This window comes from Hyphomonadaceae bacterium ML37 (assembly GCA_027627685.1).
Lineage (GTDB): Bacteria > Pseudomonadota > Alphaproteobacteria > Caulobacterales > Maricaulaceae > Oceanicaulis.
The window spans coordinates 536801-557949 of sequence record CP091241.1; the positions used below are offsets into that span (position 1 = coordinate 536801).

Here is a 21149-nt window from a genome sequence, read left to right on the forward strand (position 1 = left end):
ATCAGCCGCTCCAGCCGGGGAAGAGGCGCGCAAACGCGCCCCCGGCTTTGGCCAGCGCGTCCGGCGCGCCGCGTTCGATGACGCGGCCCTGATCCATCACCGCCACCTCGTTGACCAGCGCCAGCAGGCGCGGGCGGTGGGTGACGATCAGGGCGGAGCGGCGCGCATCCTGATCGAGCCAGCGCGCCAGGCTGTTCGCGATCTCGGCTTCGTTGTCGGCGTCCAGACCTTCGGTCGGTTCATCCAGCAGCAGCACCGGCGCGCCCCGCAAATAGGCCCGCGCCAGCACCAGGCGGCGCGCCTGGCCGCCCGAGACGAGCGCGCCCTGTTCGCCGATCCACGTCTCCAGTCCGTCGGGCAGATCGCGCACGAAAGCGTCTGCGCTGGCCAGCGCCAGCGCGTCCCACAGCGCCGCGTCATCGGCGTCAGGATGGGCGAGGCGCAGATTCTCCGCCACCGTGCCGGACAACAGCTCGGCGCGCTGACCGGCCAACGCCAGGCGCGCACGCGCCGCGCCGGGATCAAGCGTTGCGAGCGAGGCGCCGCCGAGCGTCACCGCTCCGGCCTGCGGCATATAGAAGGCCAGCGCCAACCGGATCAGCGAGGATTTGCCTGCGCCAGACGATCCCACGACGGCGACGCGCGCGCCCTCGGGCAGCGCCAGATCGAGCCCGTCTAGCGCCGGCCGGTCCGCGCCGGGATAGGTGAAGCGCACGTTTTCGAACGACAGATCATGCCCGGCCGGCGCAGCGGCGGGATGTGGAGGGCGAGTGCTGACCGGCGCCATCTGCGCCAGCGCGCGCATGCGCCTCGCGGCGGCGCGGGTCTGGCCAAGCTGCTCGCCGGCCTGCACCATGGGCGCAGCGGTTTCAAACAGGGCGAAGCCGGCAAAGCCCGCCAGCGCCGCGAGGGCCGGACCGGCGCCGCCCGCATGGGCGGCGGCGAAGCCGGCCACCAATGCAACAGGTGCGGCCAGGCCCAGCACAGCCGCGTGAAACCGTCCCTGAGCGGCGAGCGCCCGCTGGGCGTTGATCCAGTCCCGGCTGGCGGCTTCCAGTCTGGTGATCACGCGCGTCTCTGCGCCGCCCGCTTTCAGATCAGCCAGACCCGCAGCGAGATCGGCTGCTTCAGCGCGCGCCCCGGCGCTGGCGCTGATCACGGCGGCGCCCGGCGCCTCGCCGCTGCGCGCGGCGATGAAGGGCAGGAGGATGGCCGAGACGGCGTAGACGCCCAGCACCGCTGGCAGGGCCGAGGGCGCGGTAAGCGCCAGCAGCACGCACGCCCCGGCCACGACCGCCAGCGCGGCGGCGACGGGGGTCAAAAGGCGCATGAACAGTCCGTCCAGCGCGTCCACATCGCGGGTGACACGCGCCAGCAGATCGCCGCTGCGCATCCCCGTCAGCGGTCCCGGCGCCAGCGGCGCAGCGGCGTCGAACACCCACAGGCGCAATCGGGCGATGGAGCGGAAGGCGCCGTCATGGCTGGCGAGGCGCTCGAGATAGCGCAGCACCGGACGCATCAGGGCGAGGATGCGCAAGCCCCCGCCGCCAATCAGCGCCCCGAACGCCAGCCCGGCGCCGGCGGCGGCCGCAGCCGACACCCAGCCTGCCAGCGAAAACAGGGCGAGCCCGGCCAGTGCTGCGAGCATGGCGAACACGGCGCCCAATGCGAGCCGGAACCGGTCCTCCCGGGCGAGGGCGAGAAAATAGATGAGGTCCTTCATGCCGCCTCGGCCCTGATCTGAAGACTGACCACATGGAAGCAGGCGGCGCGCACGGCGGGTGAATGGGTGGCGATGATCACCGTGCGCCCGCGCGCGGCGACGCTGAGCGCCTCCACAAAACGCTGCTCGTTCTCGCCATCGAGATGGGCGGTGGGTTCATCCAGCAGGATCAGCTTGCGGTCAGCCGCCAGCGCACGCGCCAGCGCGATGCGTTGGGCCTGACCGCCCGACACGCCCGCGCCCTGCTCGCCCAGCCGCGTGTCGAGGCCGTCGGGAAGGCTGGCGGCGAACTCCATCACCCCGGCGGCCTCGGCGGCGGCGAGGATCGCCCCTTCGGGCAGGTCGGGATCAAACAGGGCGATATTCTCACGCACGCTGCCGTGGAAAAGGCGGGCGCGCTGCCCCACCCAGCCCGCGGCGCCGGCCAGCGGCGCGGCGAGGGCGGTGTCATCGAGGCGAATCTCGCCCCCCGTCAGCGGGGCATAGCCCATGAGAAGCTTCAACGCCGTGGACTTACCCACGCCCGACGGCCCCCACAGCGCGGTGATCTCCCCGGCGGGCGCCGTGAAGCTGAGCGGCGCCAGCCCTTCACGTCCGCCAGGATAGCGGCAGGCGGCGTTCATGAAGCGCACTTGAGGCGCTGACGCGATCACGGGCGCAGGGCGCGCGGCAATTGCATTGGCGCCGTCATCTTCGAACAGGGGCGCCAGCGCCTCGGCGGCGGCTTCGGCGTCGGCGCGGTCATGATAGGCGGCTGCCACGCGCCGGAACGGCATGTACACCTCCGGGGCCAGCAGAAGCGCGAACAGGCCGGCCTGCGCGCTGACGCTGGCCCCAATCGAGACTGGCCAGGCGCCGCTGAGCGCCAGCGCAGTCTGGATCGCCACGCCGGCGGTGGCGGCGGCGGCGATCAGCTCCAGAGCGCCCGAAGACAGGAAGGCGGCGCGCAATATCGCCATGGTGCGCAGGCGGAAGGCCTCGGCGGCGCTGGCGAGACCTTCGCGTTCGCGCGCGGCGGCGTCAAAGGCATTGAGGGTTTCCAGCGCCTGGAGCCGGTCATTGAAGCGTCCGGCCATGCGGCGCAGCGTGTCCATCTGGCCGCGTGCCGCAGCGGCGGCGCCCATGCCGGTCAGGGCCAACGCCAGCACCAGAACCGGGGCGCTGGCCAGATAGATCAGTCCCGCCGCCGGGCTCGCCCACAGCGCCAGACCGGCGAGCATCAGGGGCGCCGGCGCGGCCAGACGCGAGACGGGCAGGAAGCGTGAGAAATAGCCGTCGAGCTTTTCCACCCCCTCGATCAGGGCTGACGACAAGGCCCCGCTGTCGTGACGTTCGGTGAAGCCGGGACCGCGCACTGCCAGCGCATCGGCGGCCGCGCGGCGCACATGGGTGCGCACCCGGGCGCCGGCCTCGAACCCGGCGCGCGCTTCGCCCCACTGAACACCGGCGCGAATGGCGGCGAAGACGGCGGCCAGGGCCGCCCAGGTCCAGGGCGATCCGCCGGCGATCAGGGCTGCGACCGCGCCGGCGGCGCACCAGGCAAAACCCGCATAGAGCAGCGCTTGGGCCAGACCCAGCGCCGACCCGAGCCAGGACAGGCCCGCCGAGCTGCGGCCCCAGGCGGACAGCAGGGCGCCATGCGCGCGCCGCGCCTTGGCGGCGGCGTCAGCCGGGGTTGGGAGGGAGGCGGTGAGCGTCTCTGGCATGCGCCTTCGCGTCAGATTGCGCGCCGTGCAGGGAGCGCGCGGCGATCACGAAAGGGGCGGTATAAACGAAATGCAGCGCCGGGCGCCAAGCCCTTGCAGGCAGGGCATGAGAATATGCCACGGGGCTGGACTGCACCAGGCGGCGCCCGGCCGACGCGTCAGCCCGCCATGGCCCGCGCCCGGGCGCCCGGCAGCTGATCGAAGCCCTGGACCCCGACCGGACCGTCCCATTGGCGAATCAGGTCGTCAAACTCGTTCGCGGCGACCGGTTGCGTCGTGCCGTGAATGAACCAGCGTCCCGTCTCGTCGCGCACCGGCACCAGCGTGCTGCAGAAATGCAGCGGGGCGCCCGTGACGCGATCCTGCGCCGACCAGACCGCCTCCATAAGCGCCATCCGGCCGTCAAATCCGCCTCTGTCAATCAGAGCGCTGACGCCGGCACAAACCTCCGGCGTGTCGCCCGGATCAAGGGCCGAGCCGATTTCCAGCGCCGGCGCGCCCGGCGCCAGCGTATCACTGAGCTTGATCGCGGCATGGCTCGCGGTTTCCACCCACAGGGCGCCATCGCGCAGGCTGAGCAGATACATCACGTGAGGGGAGTATTCGACGACGGCCTTGAACGATTCAAAGACGGGCCGGTGTTCGGGCGCTGTCAGAACGGCGCGCAGGCGCGCTTCCACCTCGGTTGACGGGCGCTGCACGCCGCCTTCCAGACGCGAGATATAGGCCTGGCTCACCCCGAGAAGATCGGCGGCCGCGGCCTGCTTGAGATTGTTACGCGCCCGGAAGGCGCGCAGTTCATTGCCCCAGATCATTGATCCTGAGAGCCCTTCTGCAAAATCAGCCATCGGCCACGACGGACATTTCCATATCAGGTTTGCAGTCAATATGAATAAATTATGCACATGATCACTGATTATGTTCATTCAAGCGATGCGTGAAAGGGCTGCGCACCGGGCGCCGCGGCGTTCTTGACCCTCGCCGCCCTCGCCGTACTGTCCTGTCAAAGCACGCGCTGGCCGAGCGCGCCGCGCTCCGGGAGGGATATATCATGGGTCTGATATCGGCGATCCGCCGGGAATTATTCTACATTACCGAGCTGCGCCGCCTGCTCGGCGCGCTCCAGTCCATCACCCCGGACTCCGAAACGCTGACGCCCGATCTGCTGGAGGCGAGCGTGGATGCGCACGCCAAGCGGGTCGCCTTCCTCGATGAAGACAATCGCCAGATCACCTATGCCGAGTTCGACGCCTATGCGAACCGGATCGCCAACTGGGCCGTGGAGGCGGGCGTCGAGCCGGGCGGCACGGTGGCGCTGTATATGGGCAATCGCTGGGAATATGTGGCGGTCTGGTATGGCCTGACCAAGGTGGGCGTGATCGCCGCCCTGCTCAACAATCAGGTCCAGGGCCAGGCGCTGGCCCATGGCGTCACCATTGCAGGCGCTGATCATCTGATCGTGGAGGGCGCGCTGGCGGGCCAGTATCTGACGGCGCGCGACGCGCTGGACGGCAAGACCCGGGTTTGGGTCACCGACGGCGCCCAGGGCGAAATCGAGGACGCATCCGATTTCGACGCGGCGCTGGCCGGGACGTCCGATACGCGGCCTGACCGTTCGCGGCGGGCGCATCTGCGCGCCAAGGATCCGTGCCTGAAAATGTACACTTCGGGCACCACCGGCCTGCCCAAGGCGGCCATCGTGGCCCACACCCGCGCGCTCTACTATCTGCAGGTGTTCGGCGTGGCGGCGAAGGCGAAGAAATCCGACCGCATGATGATGGTTCTGCCCATGTATCACGCCACAGGCGGGCTGTGCGGGGTGGGCGCGGGCCTGTCGTTTGGCGGAGCGGTGATCGTGCGGCGCAAGTTTTCCGCCAGCCGGTTCTGGGCCGATGCGGTTGAGACCAAGGCGACCATGTTCATGTATGTCGGTGAGCTGTGCCGGTTTCTGGTCGCCGCCGATCCGGCGCCTGAGGAGAAAAAGCACAAAATCCGCGTGGCCATCGGCAATGGCTTGCGCCCCGATGTCTGGCCGCGCTTCGTGGAGCGCTCGGGCATTCCGCGCATTCTGGAATTCTATGGCGCGACCGAAGGCAATGTCGGCCTGCTCAATCTGGATTCAAAGCCGGGCGCCATCGGCCGGGTGCCGCCGCTTTTGAAGAAGCGCTTCAACATCAAGCTGGTGCGCTTTGACGTGGAGAAGGAAGAGCCGGTTCGCGGCGCGGACGGGCGCTGCATCCCCTGTCAGCCCGGCGAGGTGGGCGAGGCCATTGGCGAGATCCGCCACGATGATGCGCGCTACCGCTTTGACGGCTATGAGGATGAAGAGGCGACGAAAAAGAAAGTGCTCACCGGCGTGTTCGCCGAGGGCGACCGGTATTTCCGCACCGGCGATCTGATGAAGGCGGACAAGCTGGGGTACTATTATTTCATCGACCGGATCGGCGACACCTTCCGCTGGAAGTCGGAGAATGTGTCCACCAACGAAGTCGCAGAAGCGCTGGGCGTTCACCCCCATGTGGTCCAGGCCAATGTCTATGGCGTGGAGGTGGAGGGCTATCCCGGCCGCGCCGGCATGGCGGCGCTGATCGTGGCCGACGGCTTCGATCTGGACGCCCTGCATGCCCATGTGCACCGCGAGCTGGCCGCCTATGCCCGCCCGCTCTTCATCCGGCTGCACAAGGAAACGCCGGAGATGCACACCACCGGGACGTTCAAGCTGAAGAAGGCCGATCTGGTCAAGGAAGGCTGGGACCCCGAGACCATCACCGATCCGGTCTATGTCGACGATTCCGAGGCGGGGCGGTATGTGCCGCTGACGCCGGAGATTCGCCGGCAGATCGAAAGCGGGGAGCGGCGGGTTTGACGCCCGACGCGATCCTCAAATTCTGGTTCAACGAGGCCGGGCCCAAGCGCTGGTTCGGTGGCGGCCCGGCGTTCGACGCTGACGTGCGCCGGCGCTTCGGCAGGATGGCCCATGATTACCGCACCGTGCGCACGGTGGACGGCCATCCCTGGATGGCGCAGGCCGACAGCGCCTTGGCGCTGGTCCTGGTGCTGGACCAGTTTCCCCGCAATATCTGGCGCGGCTCCAATGCCGCCTTCTCGCTGGACGCGCTGGGGCTGGAGGCGGCGCGCCTGATGCTGGACGCCGGTCAGGACATGGCGCTGGCGCCCGACCGGCGCGTATTCGCCTATATGCCCTTCATGCATTCGGAAGCTCTGGCCGATCAGGATCTGTGCGTGCGCCTGTGCGACGAGCGGCTGCCCGCCGGAAACGATACGCTGCGCCATGCAGTGGCCCACCGCGACATCATCGCGCAGTTTGGCCGCTTCCCCTATCGCAACGCGGTGCTGGGACGCCCCGATACGCGCGAAGAAGCCGAATGGCTCAAATCTGGCGGATATCGCCCGGGCTAACCCGTCCGCCGCCGATCCGGCGCCCGGCAAAACACGCCCCCCGGCAGGGATGACTCGGCGCGCCGGGCGTGCGCCTCGGCTAACGCGTTGAAATTACATGCGCTCGCTCTGGCAGGCGGCTTGCAGACCGGAGCACAGGTTTCATTGCTGGAGAGCTCATCCATGCCCGCCGCCCGTCCGTCCCGCATCACGCCCCAGGATATCCGCATGATTGCCTTCACCCTGGTGGAGCGCCACGGCGCCCAGGCGCTGGGCTATGCCGATCAGGCGGTGTGGGAAATGGAAGACCAGGGCGAGGCCGAGTGCGCCGACGCCTGGCGCGCCCTGCGCTCGGAGATCGAGGATGCGCTGTCGGGCCGGATCGTGCGCAGCCAGCCCGTGCGCCTGCATTGATTTTGGCGAATGACAGGATGATCCATGATCGTATTCCGGTCATGGTCCGGTGTGATATTGCATGTGCACAAGAACTGCCTCTCGCCCGGAGCCTGCCTGACTGATGAGCCGAGATCAGAACACTGTTGAGAAGTGGATGGAGCAGTCCGGGATCGCGGAGCTGTTCAGCACCCAGCGCACCACGCAGGCCATGCGCGACGCGCTGGCGGGCGCGCGCGATCTGCTCGACGTGCCGCCGCCGCCTGTAGAGCATTGCGACGATATCACTTTGCCGGGTGCGGAAGGCGATCTGGCGGCTCGGGTCTACCGGCCCTATGGCGCCATCGAGGGCGCGGGCCTTCTGTTCTTCCATGGCGGCGGCTTCATGGTCGGCGGGCTGGGCAGCCACAACGCCCTTTGCCAGCGGCTGGCGGCGGTGTCCGGCGTGCCGGTCTGCTCGGTGGCGTACCGGCTGGCGCCCGAGCACCCGTTCCCGGCAGCCGTGGACGATGCGCGGGCGGTGCTGGACGCCGCCCTCGGCGGGGCGTTGTCAGAGCACGGATTTGATCGGGCGAAGCTGTCCGTCGGCGGGGATTCGGCCGGCGGCAATCTGGCGGCGGGGCTGGCGCAATATGCGCGCGGGCGGCTGGCGTTTCAGCTGCTGATCTATCCGCTCTTGCAGCTGGCCGAGGTGAAAAAGGCGCGTCCGCGCTGGCAGGAGGGACCGATCCTGTCGGTGCGCCTGCTGGAGGATATTGTGAAGGTGTATCTGGCTGGCGCCGACGCGTCGGATCTGCGCGCCTCGCCCCTGTTTGAAAACGATCTGTCGGGCGTGGCGCCCGCCTATATCCTGGCCGCTGAATTTGACCCGCTGATGGATGAGGACCGCGCCTATTCCGAGCGGCTGGCGGCCAGCGGCGTGCCCGTGACGTTCAAGCTGTGGAACGCCTCGCCCCACGGATTCCTGAACATGTCACGTCTGGCGCCGGCCTGTATTCCGGCCATCGAGCATGCCGCCAAGGCGCTGGCGAAAGCCTATGCATGAGCGCCCGTCCGGCATCCCCTGCTTGCATCTCCGCCGTCCGGACATTAGCTCAACGGGTATGATCCTGCCCCCGGCCTACCGGCCTGACCCCAGCTTCGCCGCCCTCGGGCCTGACTTCGCCGACGCAGTGGCGCCGGCCGATTTTCCCAAGGCCGAGCCGCGCTACTGGAACCATCGCTGGGCCCGCGAAATGGGGCTGGACGGGCTCGACGCGAAAGCGCGACGGCGTCACTTTCACCGCTTTGAGCCGTTGCCGGACAATCAGTCCGCGCCGCTGGCGATCCGCTATCATGGCCACCAGTTCCGCACCTATAACCCGCAGATCGGCGACGGGCGCGGCTTTCTGTTCGCCCAGGCGCGCGACAGCCGCGGGCGGCTGCTGGACTTCGCCACCAAGGGATCAGGCCAGACACCCCATTCGCGCAGCGGCGATGGACGCCTCACCCTGAAAGGCGCGGTGCGCGAAGTGCTGGCGGCCGAGATGCTGGAGGCGCTGGGCGTCTACACCAGCAAGGCGTTCTGCGTGTACGAGACCGGCGAGGCGCTGCATCGCGGCGATGAGCCCTCACCCACGCGCTCTGCCGTGCTGACGCGCCTCTCCCATTCCCATGTGCGGTTTGGCGCCTTCCAGCGACATGCCTATTTCGACCGCTCCGACCTGGTGGGCGAGCTGGCGGCTTATGCCGTTGAGAGCCTGGTGCCCGAGGCGGGCGCGCATCCGGGCGGCCTCGGAGTCGGCCTGCTCGACGTGGCCTGCCGCCGGTCGGCGCAGCTGGCGGCGCAGTGGATGGCGGCGGGCTTCGTCCACGGCGTTCTCAACACCGACAATCTGGTGGTGACGGGCGAGAGCTTTGACTATGGCCCCTGGCGCTTCCTGCCGCATTTTGAACCGGGCTTCACCGCCGCCTATTTCGATCACTCGGGGCTTTACGCCTATGGCCGCCAGCCGGAATCGGTGTTCTGGGCGCTGCAGCAGCTGGGCGGTGCGCTCAGCCTGATCGCCGAGCGCGAGGCGCTGATCGAGGCATTGTCGGGCTTCCCCGAACACTACAAGCGCGCTGTACGCACCGCCTTCCTGCACCGGCTGGGGCTGGAGGCGCTGGATGACGAGGCCGATGGTGCGTTCGTGACGGCGTTTCTCGACGCGATGAAGGTCACCCGCTTGCCCTTCGAGGCGGTGTTCTTTGACTGGTTCTGCGGCGATCAGGGGCGCGCGCTGGCGAGCCCGCGGGCCGGGACTTACAAGTCCGAGCTGTTCGCATCCGTCCGTGACGGCGTGGCCGCCCGGGAGCCGGTGCGGCCCGAGCGCCTGGAGCATGCCTATTTCGCGCGATCCGAGCCGGTACATCTGGTGATCGAGGCGGTTGAGGGGCTCTGGGCGCCGATTGCCGAAAACGATGACTGGAGCGCGTTTGAAGCGGCGCTGGAGGCTATCGGCGAGGCCCGGGCGGGCTATGATCTGGGACAAGGGCAGCCCGGATTTCTGCAGGACTGATGTGATGGACCAACTGCAATTGCTGGCCGCGCCGGGCTTCGCCGCGCCGGGGGTCGTCCATGCCTTCACCACGCGCACCGGCGGGGTCAGCGAGGGGCCCTATGCCAGCCTTAACCTGTCCTGGTCGCGCGGCGACGACAAGGCGCGGGTGGAGGAGAACCGGGCGCGGGTGGCGCGGGCGCTGGGCGGGGTCGAGCTGGTGTTTCTCAATCAGGTGCATGGCGCGGTCGTCCATCGCGTGGACCGCAAGCCCGAAGGCGTCTGGTCGGCGGGCGAGGGCGACGCGCTGATCACCGACCGGCCCGGCCTCGCCCTGTGCGCCCAGACGGCGGACTGCACGCCGGTGCTTCTGCACGACCCCGAACACCAGGCTATCGCGGCGATCCATGCCGGCTGGCGCGGGGTCATCGCGCGGGTCATCCCCGCGGCGCTGGCGGCGATGCAGGCGGCTTACGGCACGCGGGCGGGCGCCGTGCGCGCCGCCATTGGCCCGGCGGTGTCGCGGCCCAATTACCGGGTCGGGCCGGAAGTTCTGGCGCAGTTTGAAGCCGAGTTCGGCGCGCTGGACGAGGCGCTTGCGGGTCCGCGCGACGCGCAAGGCGGGGCGGGGCTGGACGTGGCCGGGGCCTGCGCGCGCCAGCTTGTGGCAGCGGGCGTCAGCACCGATGCCATTGCGCGCTTGCCCCTTTGCACATTTGCCGACGAGGCGCGCTTCTTCTCCTGCCGCCGGGCGGCGCGCGACGGGCATGCCGGCGCGTTTGGCGGCCAGTGCGGGATTATCGCGCTTACCCCCGGCTGATCTCGGTCCCGGCCCTTGTGCGAATCCGGCGCCGCCGCGATAAGCGGGGCAGGAGGCTGCGTTCATGATGCAACTGGCTATGGAATCCTGGATCTATCTGGGCGGGGTCGCGGCGATCCTGGCGGTGCTGATCGTGCTGGCGGTGCGCAAGCCGCAGGCCCCTGCGGGCGTCGATCTGGCGCGCTTCGACGAGGTGCGCGCCGAACGCGATGATTGGCGCGCCGATGCCGAGGCGCGCGGAAGCGAACTTGCCGAAGCCCGCGAGCGGATCGCCCGGATGGAAGCGGAAATGACCGCCGCTCGCACGCACCACGCCGAAAAGCTCGCCGAGTTGGAGAAGGCGCGCCACGCCCTGTCAGAAGCGTTCGAAGCGACCGCGGCCAAAGTGCTCAAAGCCAGCGGCGAGGAGCTGCATACCCGCAGCACAACTACCCTCACTGAGATGCTCAAGCCCTTGCGCGAACAGCTCGATGGCTTTCGTAAACAGGTGGTGGAGGATTCCGAAAAGCGCGTCGGCCAGACCTCCGCCCTGCATCAGCTGGTGCAGACCCTTCACGCGGATGCGCGCACCATGTCCAGCGAAGCCAAAAATCTCGCCAACGCGCTGCGCTCGCAGTCGAAAATCCAGGGCGACTGGGGCGAGATGGTGCTCTCCAGCATTCTGGAGAAGGCCGGCCTGCGCGAGGGATCGGAATTCCAGACCCAGACCAGCGAGACCGGACCGGACGGGGCGCGCCTGCGTCCGGACGTGGTGGTCGCCATGCCCAATAACCAACGCCTGGTGATCGATTCCAAGGTCAGCCTGACCGCATTCGAGCGCTGCGTGAACGCCGAGACTGACGAGGATCGCGGCGCGGCGCTGAAAGCCCATCTGGCCTCGGTGCGCGCCCATATCCGCTCGCTGGGGGACAAGGATTACGCCCAGCTCTACGAGGGGGTGAGCTTCACGCTCATGTTCATTCCGCTGGAGGGTGCTGCCTCGGTGGCGCTGCAGAATGATCCCGAACTGGCCGCCTTCGCCTGGGAGCGTGACGTCATGATCGCCACGCCCACCACGCTGATGATGGCCATGCGCACGGTCCATAATCTGTGGACCATCGACCGCCAGAACCAGAACGCCCGCGACATCGCGCAGCGCGCCGGCCTGCTCTATGACAAATTCGAAGGCTTCCTCACCGATCTCGACAAGGTGGGCGACCAGATCGGCCGCGCCCGCGGCAGCTGGGAGGAGGCCCGCAAGAAGCTGGTGGATGGCCGGGGCAATCTGGTCTCGCAGGTGGAGACGCTCAGAAAGCTCGGCGCCAGCACCAAGAAGCGTCTGGGCGACAACTGGCTGGATTCGGCAGGCGAAGACGAAGTTGACGAGGCCGAGGCCCCGCCCGCCATCGAAGACGGGCGCGGCTGACGCATCGGACCGCTCAGGCCGCAGCGCGCTTGGCGGCGTAGTCCTGCAGTGCCTGCGTCACAGCCGCCATCGCGCCGGTCCAGTCACGATAGACTTTCCCGGCGAAGGTGCGGGTCTGGGGATACCAGAGCATCTCGCGCTGGCCGAGCATGGCCCAGGTCACCAGGCTGGGGCGGATGAACCAGACATTCCCGCCCACGGCTGCCGCCAGATTGGTGCTGGCGTTCATCGGTCCGAGCACCAGATCACACGCCTTGCCGATGGCCGCCACGCCGTCGAGATCATTCTTGAGATCAAGGTCTTCAGGCGTATGGATGCGCACGCCGAAACGCTTTTCCGCGGCTGCAATCTCGTCTGCGGTTTCGCCATACTGCAGGTTCACGAAGGTCACCCCCGGGGTCTTCAGGACCGGCGCCCACAGATCGAAGGCGGCGAAGTGTTTGGACCGCGTGGCGTCCATCTTCAGCGATTTCCAGAGCAGGCCGACTTTCAGACCCGGGCCCATGGCGGCGAGCTGCTCGCGGAACGCCTCTACCCGCGCCTCGTCAGCGATCAGAAAGGCGGGACGGTCCGGGAAGCTCTGCGTATCAGGCCGGAAGGCGCGCATCAGGCTGCCAATGGGCGACCAATGGTCATGGTCGCCCTCGCGCACCAGATCCGGCGCGCTGCGATGCTGGCGGCCTTCGCGTTCGATCGTGTAGTGGCGCGCAATTGTCGCGTTGGGGAATGAACGTTGGAACAGCGGGATGAGGCGCTTTTCACACGCCAGGCGCAGCGCCCCATCGGGGCCCAGCGCCTCGATCACGTCAGGCAGGATATTGGCGAACAGCACCTCGTCGCCCAGCCCCTGCTCACCGAGCACGACCAGCGTCTTGCCCTTGAGCTCGCCCTTGTCCGTCCCGTTCCATGATCGTCCGGGGACCAGGAAATTGGTGGCGTGGCGGTAGTGCATGTTGCGCCGCCACTCATACCATTCCCAGCCCTTGGCGATCTGACCGGCGGCCAGCAGCGTGTGTGAATAGCCGTGGCTGGAGACGACCTTGTCCTGTTCCGTGGCGGGGTTTTCCAGCGCGGCCTCGAAATGGGGCAGGGCGGCCTGCGCGTCGCCATTGAGCTCCAGCGCATAGGCCATGTTGTGATGGGCGCGCGCAAAGCCGGGCTTCAGGCGCAGGGCTTCGGCGAAGAAGGTCAGCGACTGGTCCGGCTGGCCCCAGTCCATCAGCGTGGTGCCCAGCGCATTCCACAACTCGGTGGTTTCGGGCGCGGCGTAGATCGCGGCGCGCAAAAGTTCGACGGAATCCTCGTAGCGGCCCTTGTCGCGCAGCACGCCGGCCAGATTGATGACGCCGCTCGGGTTATGGGGCTTGAGCTGCAGCTGCAGGCGCAGGAATTTCTCCGCGCCGTCGAGCATGTTGAGCTTCCACGCCGCCATGGCGAGGTTGGAATAGATGTCCGGATTGTTTGGCTCCAGCCGCCAGGCGCGCTCATAGAACTCCAGCGCCTTGGACAGGCGGCCCAGCCGCTCCAGCGCCAGCGCCATGGCCTGATTGGCGATGGGCAGATCGGGGTTGAGCGTGAGCGCGTCCAGGCACAGGCGCGCCGCCTTTGCAGCGCCGGCGGGGCCGGTGTCCATTTCCCGGGTCGCGCGGCGCAGCAATGCCAGCGCCTTGGGATTGATCTTGCGCAAGGCGATGGCGGCGAGATCGAGGGCGGGGGCGGAGGCGGGACCGGCGGCCTCGACCTCCACTTCGCGCAGACCCTCTTCGCGGCCGGCGGCCAGCTCGGCTTCAAGATCAAGAACGGGATGCATGGCAGGCTCCTCACAGGCGGTCTGAAACCGAGACAGGCGCGCTTCGCTTAAGGTTCCGCTAACAAGGCGCGGCGCGCGCCGCAGCTTTCCCGGGTCAGGGCAACGCTTTTTTCACCTTGGCTGGACACAGTGCGCGTGACGCGTCCATCTTTGGTGTGCGCCATCCGTCACGGGGGAGTCTGTCCATGCCGCTCAAGCTGTCGCTGAAACCCGGCGAGCGATTCGTCCTCAATGGGGCGGTTGTGGAGAATGGCGACCGGCGCGCCACGCTGATGCTTCAGAACAAGGCCAGCGTCCTGCGTGAAAAGGACATCATGCAGGAGCAGGACGCCGACACCCCGGCCAAGCGCATCTATTTCCCCGTGATGATGATGTATCTGTCCTCGTCGAGCTCCGACGGGCTTTACGATGCGTTTGTGGTGCGCATGACCGAATTCATGGGCGCCGTGACCAATCCGGACATCCTGCAGCAATGCGTGGAGGTGAGCCGCGATGTGATGAGCGGCGAGTATTACAAGGCGCTGCTGCGCTGCCGCAAACTGATCACCTATGAGGCCGAGCGCCTCGGTACGAGCGGGCGTTAGAGCTGTTCCATGTCATATCAGGCCTACCAGACCGCCAGCGCCCGCACTGAAGATGCGCGCACCACCGAGTACCGGCTCATGGGGTTTGTCACCCGCGAGCTGATGTCAGTGCGCGATGCCGGTCCGTCTGACATCCGCAAGAAGGCCAAGGCGCTCGACCGCAATCGCCGGGTCTGGTCGGCCTTCGCCGCAGACTGCGCGAGCTCGGGCAACGCTCTGCCGGAAAATCTGCGCGCCGGGATCATCTCCCTGTCGATCTTCGTGTCAAAAGAAACCAGTGCGGCCATGCGCGGCGACACCGATCTTGACACCCTCATCGACATCAACCGCACCATCATGCAGGGCCTGGCGCCGGCGGCAGAAGCGGCGGCGAGCTGAGATATTTCAGGCGGTTGGACGCGCGCCGAACAGCGCCGATCCCACCCGCACAGACGTGGCGCCCAAGCGGATCGCCAGCGGGTAGTCCGCGCTCATCCCCATGGACAGTTCTTCCACGCCGCATTCGCGCGCCAGCTTGGCCAACAGGGCGAAATGCAGGCTGGCTGGTTCCGCCTCGGGCGGGATGCACATCAGGCCTTCAATCTCCAGACCATGCTCTGTGCGGCAGCGTGCAACGAAGGCGGCGGCTTCGGCCGGATCGATGCCGGACTTCTGCGTCTCGCGGCCGGTATTGACCTGCACATACAGGCGCGGACACCGCCCGGTCTTCACCATGGCCTTGGCCAGGGCAGCGGCCAGGCGCTCGCGGTCCAGCGTCTCGATCACGTCAAACAGGGCACAGGCGGCCTCGGCCTTGTTGGTCTGCAGCGGCCCGATCAGGCGCAGCTCCAGGTCCGGCAGGCCTTCGCGGCGATGGGCCCAGCGAGCTTCAGCCTCCTGCACGCGGTTCTCGCCGAACACGCACTGGCCGGTGGCGAGCATGGCGTCGATGCGCTCATCCGGCTGCTGTTTGGACACCGCCACCAGCGTCACGGCGTTTGCCGGGCGCCCGCCCGCCTTGGCGGCGGCGGCGATCCGCTCAAGGATGGCGGTGCGCGATTGCGCGATGGAGGCGTTGAGATCGGACATGACCCATGGCGTATGATGCAGCGGAGCGGCTGGCAAGGCTTGCGATGAGGCTGGATGGCCCGCGCGGGCGCCTGCCGGCGCTGTTCGCGCTGACCGACCCGGACCGGACGCCCGATCCGCTGGCGCTGGCGCGCGCAATGCCGCCCGGGACGGGGCTGATATTGCGCACCTTTGGGCGCCCGGCGCTGGCGGCGATGGCCGGTGATCTGGCGGACATCGCCCGGGCGCGCGATCTGGTGTTTCTGGTCGCGGCGGATCCTGAACTGGCCGCGCGCTGCGGCGCGGACGGGGTGCACTGGCCCGAGCGCATGCTGGCCCGGGCGGTGCGGGCGCGCTTTCCAGTCATGACTGCGAGCGCTCATCGTCCCGGCGCCATTCGGCGCGCGGCGGGTCTGGTGGATGCGGTGCTGGTCTCCACGGCGTTTGCATCGGCAAGCCCCAGCGCCGGACGGCCCATGGGCGTGTTCCGCATCGCTGCCGCAGCGCGCCGGGCGCGCTTGCCGGTCTATGCACTGGGCGGAGTCACCGGGGCGACCCTGCCGCGGCTGAGCGGGCTCGGGATTTCCGGCGCCGCGGCGGTGGCAGGTGTGTCGGACTAGCGCGGCGCCAGCGTCAGGAGGCGCGCCCCGTCGGGCAATGCGTCCGGCGTCCAGTCATCGCGAATCTCGACGCTCTCGCCCGCCGCCCAGCGCACCGCCAGATCGCGATAGTGGGGCGAGAGTGGATGCCCCGACTGTCCCGGCGCATGCATGAAGCGCGAGCGGTTCAGGTCAGCCAGGTCATAGACCGCCCTCAGGCTGGCCGCATGGACCGAGTCGTACGCGCCCGACGCATAGCTGAAATGGTTCACATTGATGGTGGAGCCGTCGCCGGGCACGGGCTGGCGCACCTCGAACATGGCGCCAACAAGAGGAATATCGGCCAGCGGGTGGGCGAAGCGGGCCTGATGGGCCTCGCCCCAGCGCCAGGCGTCGATATTGCGGCCATAGGCGCTGGCGGTCTCGGCCATAGCGGCGTCCAGCGCCAGTCCCGCCGTCACCGCGCAGGTTTCAGTCTGGCTGGTGCGTACATCATCGCACCAGCGCGACGCCTCGCCGGTGAGGACATCGTCGAGAAACACCCGGCGCGGCTGGTTGAACCAGGGCGCGGCGGGGCCGAGCTCATCCATCCACACGGCGGCGGACAAAACCCGCATCCAGGCCGAGAAGATCAGGCCCTCCGGCCCGTCCGCGTCCAGCGATCCGTCCCAGCGCTCCAGCCGGGCCAGGGCCTGCACGCCCAGCTGGCTTTCCGGCGTCGCGCTGAGCAGGGCGGGCAGGAGGCGGCGCGCCTGATGTGAGGTCACATCCATCTGGATATCCTCGAAGCCCGCCACATCATGCAGCTCGGCCTCGTCCAGGCGGGTGTCGATGCGGGCGGCGCGATAGGGGTCGAAAAGGCCGGGCAGGGGGTGCGGGTAGGCGTCGGAGACGACCCGGTTATTGCCCGACACGATCCGTCCGCCGCGCGGATTGACGATGCGGGGCAGATCGTCGAACGCGATGAAGCCGGTCCAGTCGCCGGCCTCGTCACGCAAGGGCATCAGGCCCGCCGTGGTGTAGCCGATGGTCCCGTCGACGCCGGCATAGAGCATGTTCTGCATGGGCGCGGTCCAACCGCGTCCCGCCTCGACGAATTCGTCCCAGCCCTCAGAGCGCATGATGGCGAACACACCGTCGGCGACGCGGTTTTCCGGGTGGGTGACGGTGGAGCGGCGCACCACGGCGGCGTCGGCGGGAAAGCCCGCCAGATCAAACCAGTCGGGATCCAGGATGGGTCCTTCGGCCGTATCCTCCACCACGATATCCACGGGCGTCCGGCGCCCGCGTACAGTGATGGCTTCGGTGCGAGTGGTGATGTCCAGCGCCTCGCGATCACGCGCCACCAGATCAATGACGTCAAACCCGGTATTGGTGAAACCCCACGCGCCATGGGCGTTGCGGCCCAGCACCACAAAGGGCGCGCCGGGCAGGCTGGCGCCGATGACCGGACCGAAGGAGAGATCAAGACGCACCAGATACCAGATCGACGGCGCCGACAGGCCCAGATGCGGATCATTGGCCAGCAGGGGCCGGCCTGTGCGCGACTGCGCGCCCGACACCACCCAGGCGTTGGAGCCGGGCATGGCGTCCGGCTGGGATTGCGCGCCGGGCGCCGGGAGGGGGCGGACCTGCACCGGGCCGAAGGCGTCGCGGACATCCTCGTCCTGCAGCGTTGTCGGGGCCCAGTCGGGATAGGGCGCCAAGAACTCGGCCAGGCGCTGGGCGTCGAGCACGCTTTCAAGGCGCACCCGCGCCAGGTCCTGCTCGGCGCCGCTGGCCAGATCATGAGCGAGATAGGCCACCATCGCCGCGGAATCTTCCGGCGTCCATGGCTCGGGCCGGGCGCGCAGGAGGATGTATTCGGGCGCCGGTGCGCCTTGCGCCAGGCGCGCATTGACGCCGGCGGTATAGGCTTCCACAGCGAACCGTGTCTCTGGCGAGACTCGCTGCGCGATGTCCTGGGTCAGGCGCTCATAGCCCAGCGTGCGCGTGCGGACATCGGCGGTGAGGAGGTCGGGACCCAGCAGTTCGGACAGGCGCCCGCGCACAAAACGGCGGGCCAGATCCATCTGAAAAAAGCGCTCGGAGGCATGAGTGAAGCCGAGGGCGAAATAAACGTCGCTGTCTTCGTCCGCGAAGATATGCGCTACGCCGTCGGCATCACGCACCACCCGCGCTGTGCCGGACAGACCGTCCAGCATCAGCGTGCCGGTCTCAACCGGTTTGGAGGCGTGGAAACGCTCCACCACATAGGCGCTCAGGCCCGCCAGAGTGAATACGGCCAGCGCGGCGAGCGCGATGGCGCCGCGGATCAACCAGCGTGTCATGCATAACCCTCCCCGGCGACCGTGACCGGCCGCACGCAGGGGAGAGTATCAGGCGCGGCGCGCGCTGGCAGGGGGCATTGTCAGACCGGCAGACCGCGGGTGCGCAAGGCGGCGCGGGCGGCGGATTCGCCGGTGAACAGCTCGGCCTGGAAGCCGGCGGCGCGCGCTGCGGCCACATTCTCTTGGCGGTCGTCGAGGAAAACCACCTGGGCCGGGTCGAGCCCGATACGGGCGCGCGCAATGGCGTAGATCGCCGGATCAGGCTTCACCACGCCTTCATCGCCAGAGACGATCACATCGCGAAAACGTGCGATGGACGGGAAGGTGTCATAGAGGTGCGGGATTTTCTCGGCCGGATAATTCGTCAGCGCGTATTGCGCGATGCAGGCTGTTTCCAGCTCACCCACCAGCGCCTTCATGCCGGTGATCCAGCCGTCGAACATCTCCGGCCAGCGGGTTTCCCACGCCTCGATCAGTTCCGCTTTTTCGGGATGGGCCTCGATGAGCGCAAGGCGGTTTTCGGCCATGGGCACGCCGCGATCATGCGCCTGATGCCAAGCCATCGTACAAACGCCGCCGAGGAAGTCATCCACGGCGGCGTCAGAGGTCAGAAGTTTGGTGTAGAGCCGGCGCGGATTCCAGTCGGCAAGCACATTGCCGATATCCCACAGGACCGCACGCGCGCCGGGCACGGCGCGTCGCTTAGCCGGCGCGCGCTTTGAAACGCGGGTCGGTCTTGTTGATCACATAGACCTTGCCGCGGCGGCGCACGATCTGGCAGTCGCGGTGGCGTCCCTTGAGGGAGCGAAGGGAGCTGCGGATTTTCATCGTCTCGTCTCGCTTTGCCAGCGCCAGGCGCCGGTGAAAAAATGTGAGCGCGGTTGCTACGGCAAGCCCCGCGAGGAGTCAACGCGCGAAGGCGCTATTCCTCGCCGGGAACCTGAACCTTGGCTTTCTTGGCTGCGCCCTTGGCGGGGCGGGCTTCGATGCCGCGGCCCGTGGTGCGCTCGGTGATCCGGGCCGATTTGCCGCGGCGGTCGCGCAGATAGTACAGCTTGGCGCGGCGCACTTTACCCTTGCGCTTGACCTCGATGGACTCGATCAGCGGGGAGTGGACCGGCCACACGCGCTCGACGCCTTCGCCGAAGGAAATCTTGCGCACAGTGAAGTTCTCGTTCAGGCCGCCGCCGGCGCGCCCGATGCACACGCCTTCAAAGCGCTGCACGCGCTGGCGTTCGCCTTCGCGGATCCAGACATTGACCGACAGCGTATCGCCGGCGGAGAAGTCAGGAATGACTTTCTCGCCAAGGACGCGGACGGCTTCTTCCTGCTCGAGCTGCTGGATCAGGTTCATGGTCATTCTCCCTTGCGCCGCTGATATCTCTGCCAGAGATCGGGTCGGCGCACGCGCGTTATCTCTTCGGCCATTTCCTTGCGCCACCGGGCGATCCGGCCATGATCGCCTGACAGCAATACTTCCGGGATGTCCCGCTCCTCCCAGACCCGCGGACGGGTGTAGTGGGGGTATTCGAGCAGGTCCCCTTCAAAACTCTCGTCTACCGTCGACTCGATCTTGCCGAGCACGCCGGGGATCAGCCGCACGCAGGCCTCTATGAGGACCATGGCGGGCGCTTCGCCCCCGGCAAGCACGGCGTCGCCGACGCTTACCTCAATCATGCCGCGCGCTTCGACGACCCTTTGGTCGAGGCCTTCGAAGCGGCCGCAAAACACGACAACGCCCGGCCCGGCCGCCCAGTCCCGGACCATGGTCTGGGAGAGCGGCGCGCCGCGCGGTGTCATGTGGATCAACGGCCTGTCCCCACGGGACACACTGTCGATCGCCGCTGCCGACACGTCGGGGCGCAGCACCATGCCTGGGCCGCCGCCAGCTGGCGTGTCGTCAACGGAGGCGTGCTTATGACGGGAAAATGTTCGTATGTCCACCGTCTCTAGCGCCCAGAGTCCGTTGCGCCGGGCGGTGTCGAGCAGTGACACGCCCAAGGGTCCCGGGAAGGCTTCCGGGTAGAGGGTCAGGACTGTGGCGGTGAAGCTCATGGCGCGCGGTGTATGGGCCAGCGCGCCCGCGCGTGCAAGGGCGGGGCGGGCGATCAGGGTGCGGCGGCAGGCGCCGGTTCCTCAGGCGGGCAGACCTCGTTGCTCTCGGGCGCGGGAAGGGGTGCGCGATCGCCCCCGATACTGAATATCATGGGCAGCACGATGCAACGGCCATTATGCGCCCCGATCACGCGCACCGTGAGGGCGGCGCGTTGTACTTCATACACAAAGGCTTGACGCACCTCGTCATCCCCCGTGGTGTTGCAGGCGCTGCGCGGGTTGATCAGGGCGCCATCGGCGCCTACCGCACCGCCCGTGAGGCAGTGTCCCTCGTCGCCGCGCGCCAGAGCCCGCGGCGGAAAGTCCGGCTGGCGGTGCACGAGCCTCTGCGCAGGCAGGCTCCAGCCTGACGGCGTGTCGGCGGGCAAGACAGTCACCGCGCCCGCGGCGATCCAGACTCCGTCCGGCAGGCGGATCGCGTCGAGGCTTGCCTGCACGAGAGCCTGCGCGTCAGGTGCATCCGGGCAGCTTGCGGTCAGGGTGGCGGCGTCAGGTGTCCTGATGAGATCGCACACGAGGGGCGGAGGCGGCGGCGCGGGCCGGTGAACCATGGGCGGCGGCGTTGCGGCCAGCAGCGCGGCGGTGACCATAAGCAGCACGCGTTGGCCTCCCTAAAAACCGGATTGTCACGCCGGTCACGAACGCCGGGCGATCCTGCCCGCGACTGCGGGCGCTGGCAATCGGGCTGGTGCGTCAGAC

At 68.1% G+C, this 21149-nt stretch carries 21 protein-coding genes; 10 read left to right on the forward strand and 11 right to left on the reverse strand.

Annotated elements, in window-relative coordinates:
• Position 1 precedes the first annotated feature (1 nt).
• The 3 genes from cydC to L2D01_02780 all read right to left on the reverse strand — a co-directional run bounded on the left by cydC (position 2) and on the right by L2D01_02780 (position 4244).
• A complete protein-coding gene (cydC, locus tag L2D01_02770; protein WBQ10710.1) occupies positions 2-1723 on the reverse strand; it encodes a thiol reductant ABC exporter subunit CydC in 1722 nt (573 codons plus the stop codon).
• Positions 1720-3429 (reverse strand): thiol reductant ABC exporter subunit CydD, encoded by a 1710-nt coding sequence (cydD, locus tag L2D01_02775; protein WBQ10711.1) that lies wholly within the window; start codon positions 3427-3429, stop codon positions 1720-1722. The genes cydC and cydD overlap by 4 nt, the downstream gene beginning before the upstream one ends.
• A gap of 158 nt (positions 3430-3587) precedes the next feature.
• On the reverse strand, positions 3588-4244 hold the full coding sequence (locus L2D01_02780; protein WBQ10712.1) for a helix-turn-helix domain-containing protein: 657 nt from the start codon (positions 4242-4244) through the stop codon (positions 3588-3590).
• A 236-nt stretch (positions 4245-4480) separates the two neighbouring features.
• Between L2D01_02780 and L2D01_02785 the strand changes: the two genes are divergently transcribed.
• The 7 genes from L2D01_02785 to rmuC all read left to right on the forward strand — a co-directional run bounded on the left by L2D01_02785 (position 4481) and on the right by rmuC (position 11965).
• Entirely contained in the window at positions 4481-6295 is a 1815-nt protein-coding gene (locus tag L2D01_02785; protein WBQ10713.1) for a long-chain-acyl-CoA synthetase, read from the forward strand.
• Positions 6292-6849: a DUF924 domain-containing protein gene (locus L2D01_02790; protein WBQ10714.1), complete on the forward strand. Its 558-nt coding sequence runs from the start codon at positions 6292-6294 to the stop codon at positions 6847-6849. Before L2D01_02785 ends, L2D01_02790 begins: the two co-directional genes overlap by 4 nt.
• A 162-nt stretch (positions 6850-7011) precedes the next feature.
• Positions 7012-7242 carry a hypothetical protein gene (locus L2D01_02795; GenBank protein WBQ10715.1) on the forward strand — a complete coding sequence of 77 codons (231 nt, stop codon included), beginning with the start codon at positions 7012-7014 and terminating at the stop codon, positions 7240-7242.
• A gap of 103 nt (positions 7243-7345) precedes the next feature.
• On the forward strand, positions 7346-8266 hold the full coding sequence (locus tag L2D01_02800) for an alpha/beta hydrolase (protein ID WBQ10716.1): 921 nt from the start codon (positions 7346-7348) through the stop codon (positions 8264-8266).
• Positions 8267-8324: 58 nt separating this feature from the next.
• The gene (locus tag L2D01_02805; GenBank protein WBQ10717.1) at positions 8325-9761 is read left to right on the forward strand and encodes a YdiU family protein; all 1437 of its coding nucleotides are present in this window, start codon (positions 8325-8327) and stop codon (positions 9759-9761) included.
• A 4-nt stretch (positions 9762-9765) separates the two neighbouring features.
• The gene (gene pgeF, locus L2D01_02810; protein WBQ10718.1) at positions 9766-10560 is read left to right on the forward strand and encodes a peptidoglycan editing factor PgeF; all 795 of its coding nucleotides are present in this window, start codon (positions 9766-9768) and stop codon (positions 10558-10560) included.
• A gap of 64 nt (positions 10561-10624) precedes the next feature.
• A complete protein-coding gene (gene rmuC / locus L2D01_02815; protein WBQ10719.1) occupies positions 10625-11965 on the forward strand; it encodes a DNA recombination protein RmuC in 1341 nt (446 codons plus the stop codon).
• 13 nt (positions 11966-11978) lie between these two features.
• On the opposite strand, the gene L2D01_02820 is transcribed toward rmuC, so the two are convergent.
• Positions 11979-13775 carry a tetratricopeptide repeat protein gene (locus L2D01_02820; protein ID WBQ10720.1) on the reverse strand — a complete coding sequence of 599 codons (1797 nt, stop codon included), beginning with the start codon at positions 13773-13775 and terminating at the stop codon, positions 11979-11981.
• 185 nt (positions 13776-13960) lie between these two features.
• On the opposite strand from L2D01_02820, the gene flbT reads away from it, so the two are divergent.
• The gene (flbT, locus tag L2D01_02825; GenBank protein ID WBQ10721.1) at positions 13961-14359 is read left to right on the forward strand and encodes a flagellar biosynthesis repressor FlbT; all 399 of its coding nucleotides are present in this window, start codon (positions 13961-13963) and stop codon (positions 14357-14359) included.
• Between the two features lie 9 nt (positions 14360-14368).
• Entirely contained in the window at positions 14369-14737 is a 369-nt protein-coding gene (gene flaF, locus L2D01_02830) for a flagellar biosynthesis regulator FlaF (GenBank protein WBQ10722.1), read from the forward strand.
• Positions 14738-14743: 6 nt separating this feature from the next.
• Here flaF and L2D01_02835 read toward each other — a convergent pair whose 3' ends face one another.
• A complete protein-coding gene (locus L2D01_02835; protein ID WBQ10723.1) occupies positions 14744-15427 on the reverse strand; it encodes a YggS family pyridoxal phosphate-dependent enzyme in 684 nt (227 codons plus the stop codon).
• Positions 15428-15432: 5 nt separating this feature from the next.
• Between L2D01_02835 and L2D01_02840 the strand changes: the two genes are divergently transcribed.
• The gene (locus L2D01_02840; GenBank protein WBQ10724.1) at positions 15433-16026 is read left to right on the forward strand and encodes a thiamine phosphate synthase; all 594 of its coding nucleotides are present in this window, start codon (positions 15433-15435) and stop codon (positions 16024-16026) included.
• Here L2D01_02840 and L2D01_02845 read toward each other — a convergent pair.
• The 6 genes from L2D01_02845 to L2D01_02870 form a co-directional block, all read right to left on the reverse strand.
• Positions 16023-18335, reverse strand: a complete 2313-nt coding sequence (locus tag L2D01_02845; protein WBQ10725.1) for a penicillin acylase family protein — start codon at positions 18333-18335, stop codon at positions 16023-16025. The two genes, L2D01_02840 and L2D01_02845, sit on opposite strands and share 4 nt — an antisense overlap.
• A gap of 80 nt (positions 18336-18415) precedes the next feature.
• Entirely contained in the window at positions 18416-19027 is a 612-nt protein-coding gene (locus L2D01_02850) for an HAD-IA family hydrolase (GenBank protein ID WBQ10726.1), read from the reverse strand.
• Between the two features lie 10 nt (positions 19028-19037).
• Complete coding sequence (gene ykgO / locus L2D01_02855; GenBank protein ID WBQ10727.1) at positions 19038-19163, reverse strand: type B 50S ribosomal protein L36; 126 nt, start codon at positions 19161-19163, stop codon at positions 19038-19040.
• A gap of 94 nt (positions 19164-19257) precedes the next feature.
• Entirely contained in the window at positions 19258-19689 is a 432-nt protein-coding gene (rplS, locus tag L2D01_02860) for a 50S ribosomal protein L19 (protein ID WBQ10728.1), read from the reverse strand.
• A gap of 2 nt (positions 19690-19691) precedes the next feature.
• On the reverse strand, positions 19692-20390 hold the full coding sequence (trmD, locus tag L2D01_02865) for a tRNA (guanosine(37)-N1)-methyltransferase TrmD (protein WBQ10729.1): 699 nt from the start codon (positions 20388-20390) through the stop codon (positions 19692-19694).
• 53 nt (positions 20391-20443) lie between these two features.
• The gene (locus L2D01_02870) at positions 20444-21049 is read right to left on the reverse strand and encodes a hypothetical protein (GenBank protein ID WBQ10730.1); all 606 of its coding nucleotides are present in this window, start codon (positions 21047-21049) and stop codon (positions 20444-20446) included.
• Positions 21050-21149: the final 100 nt, after the last annotated feature.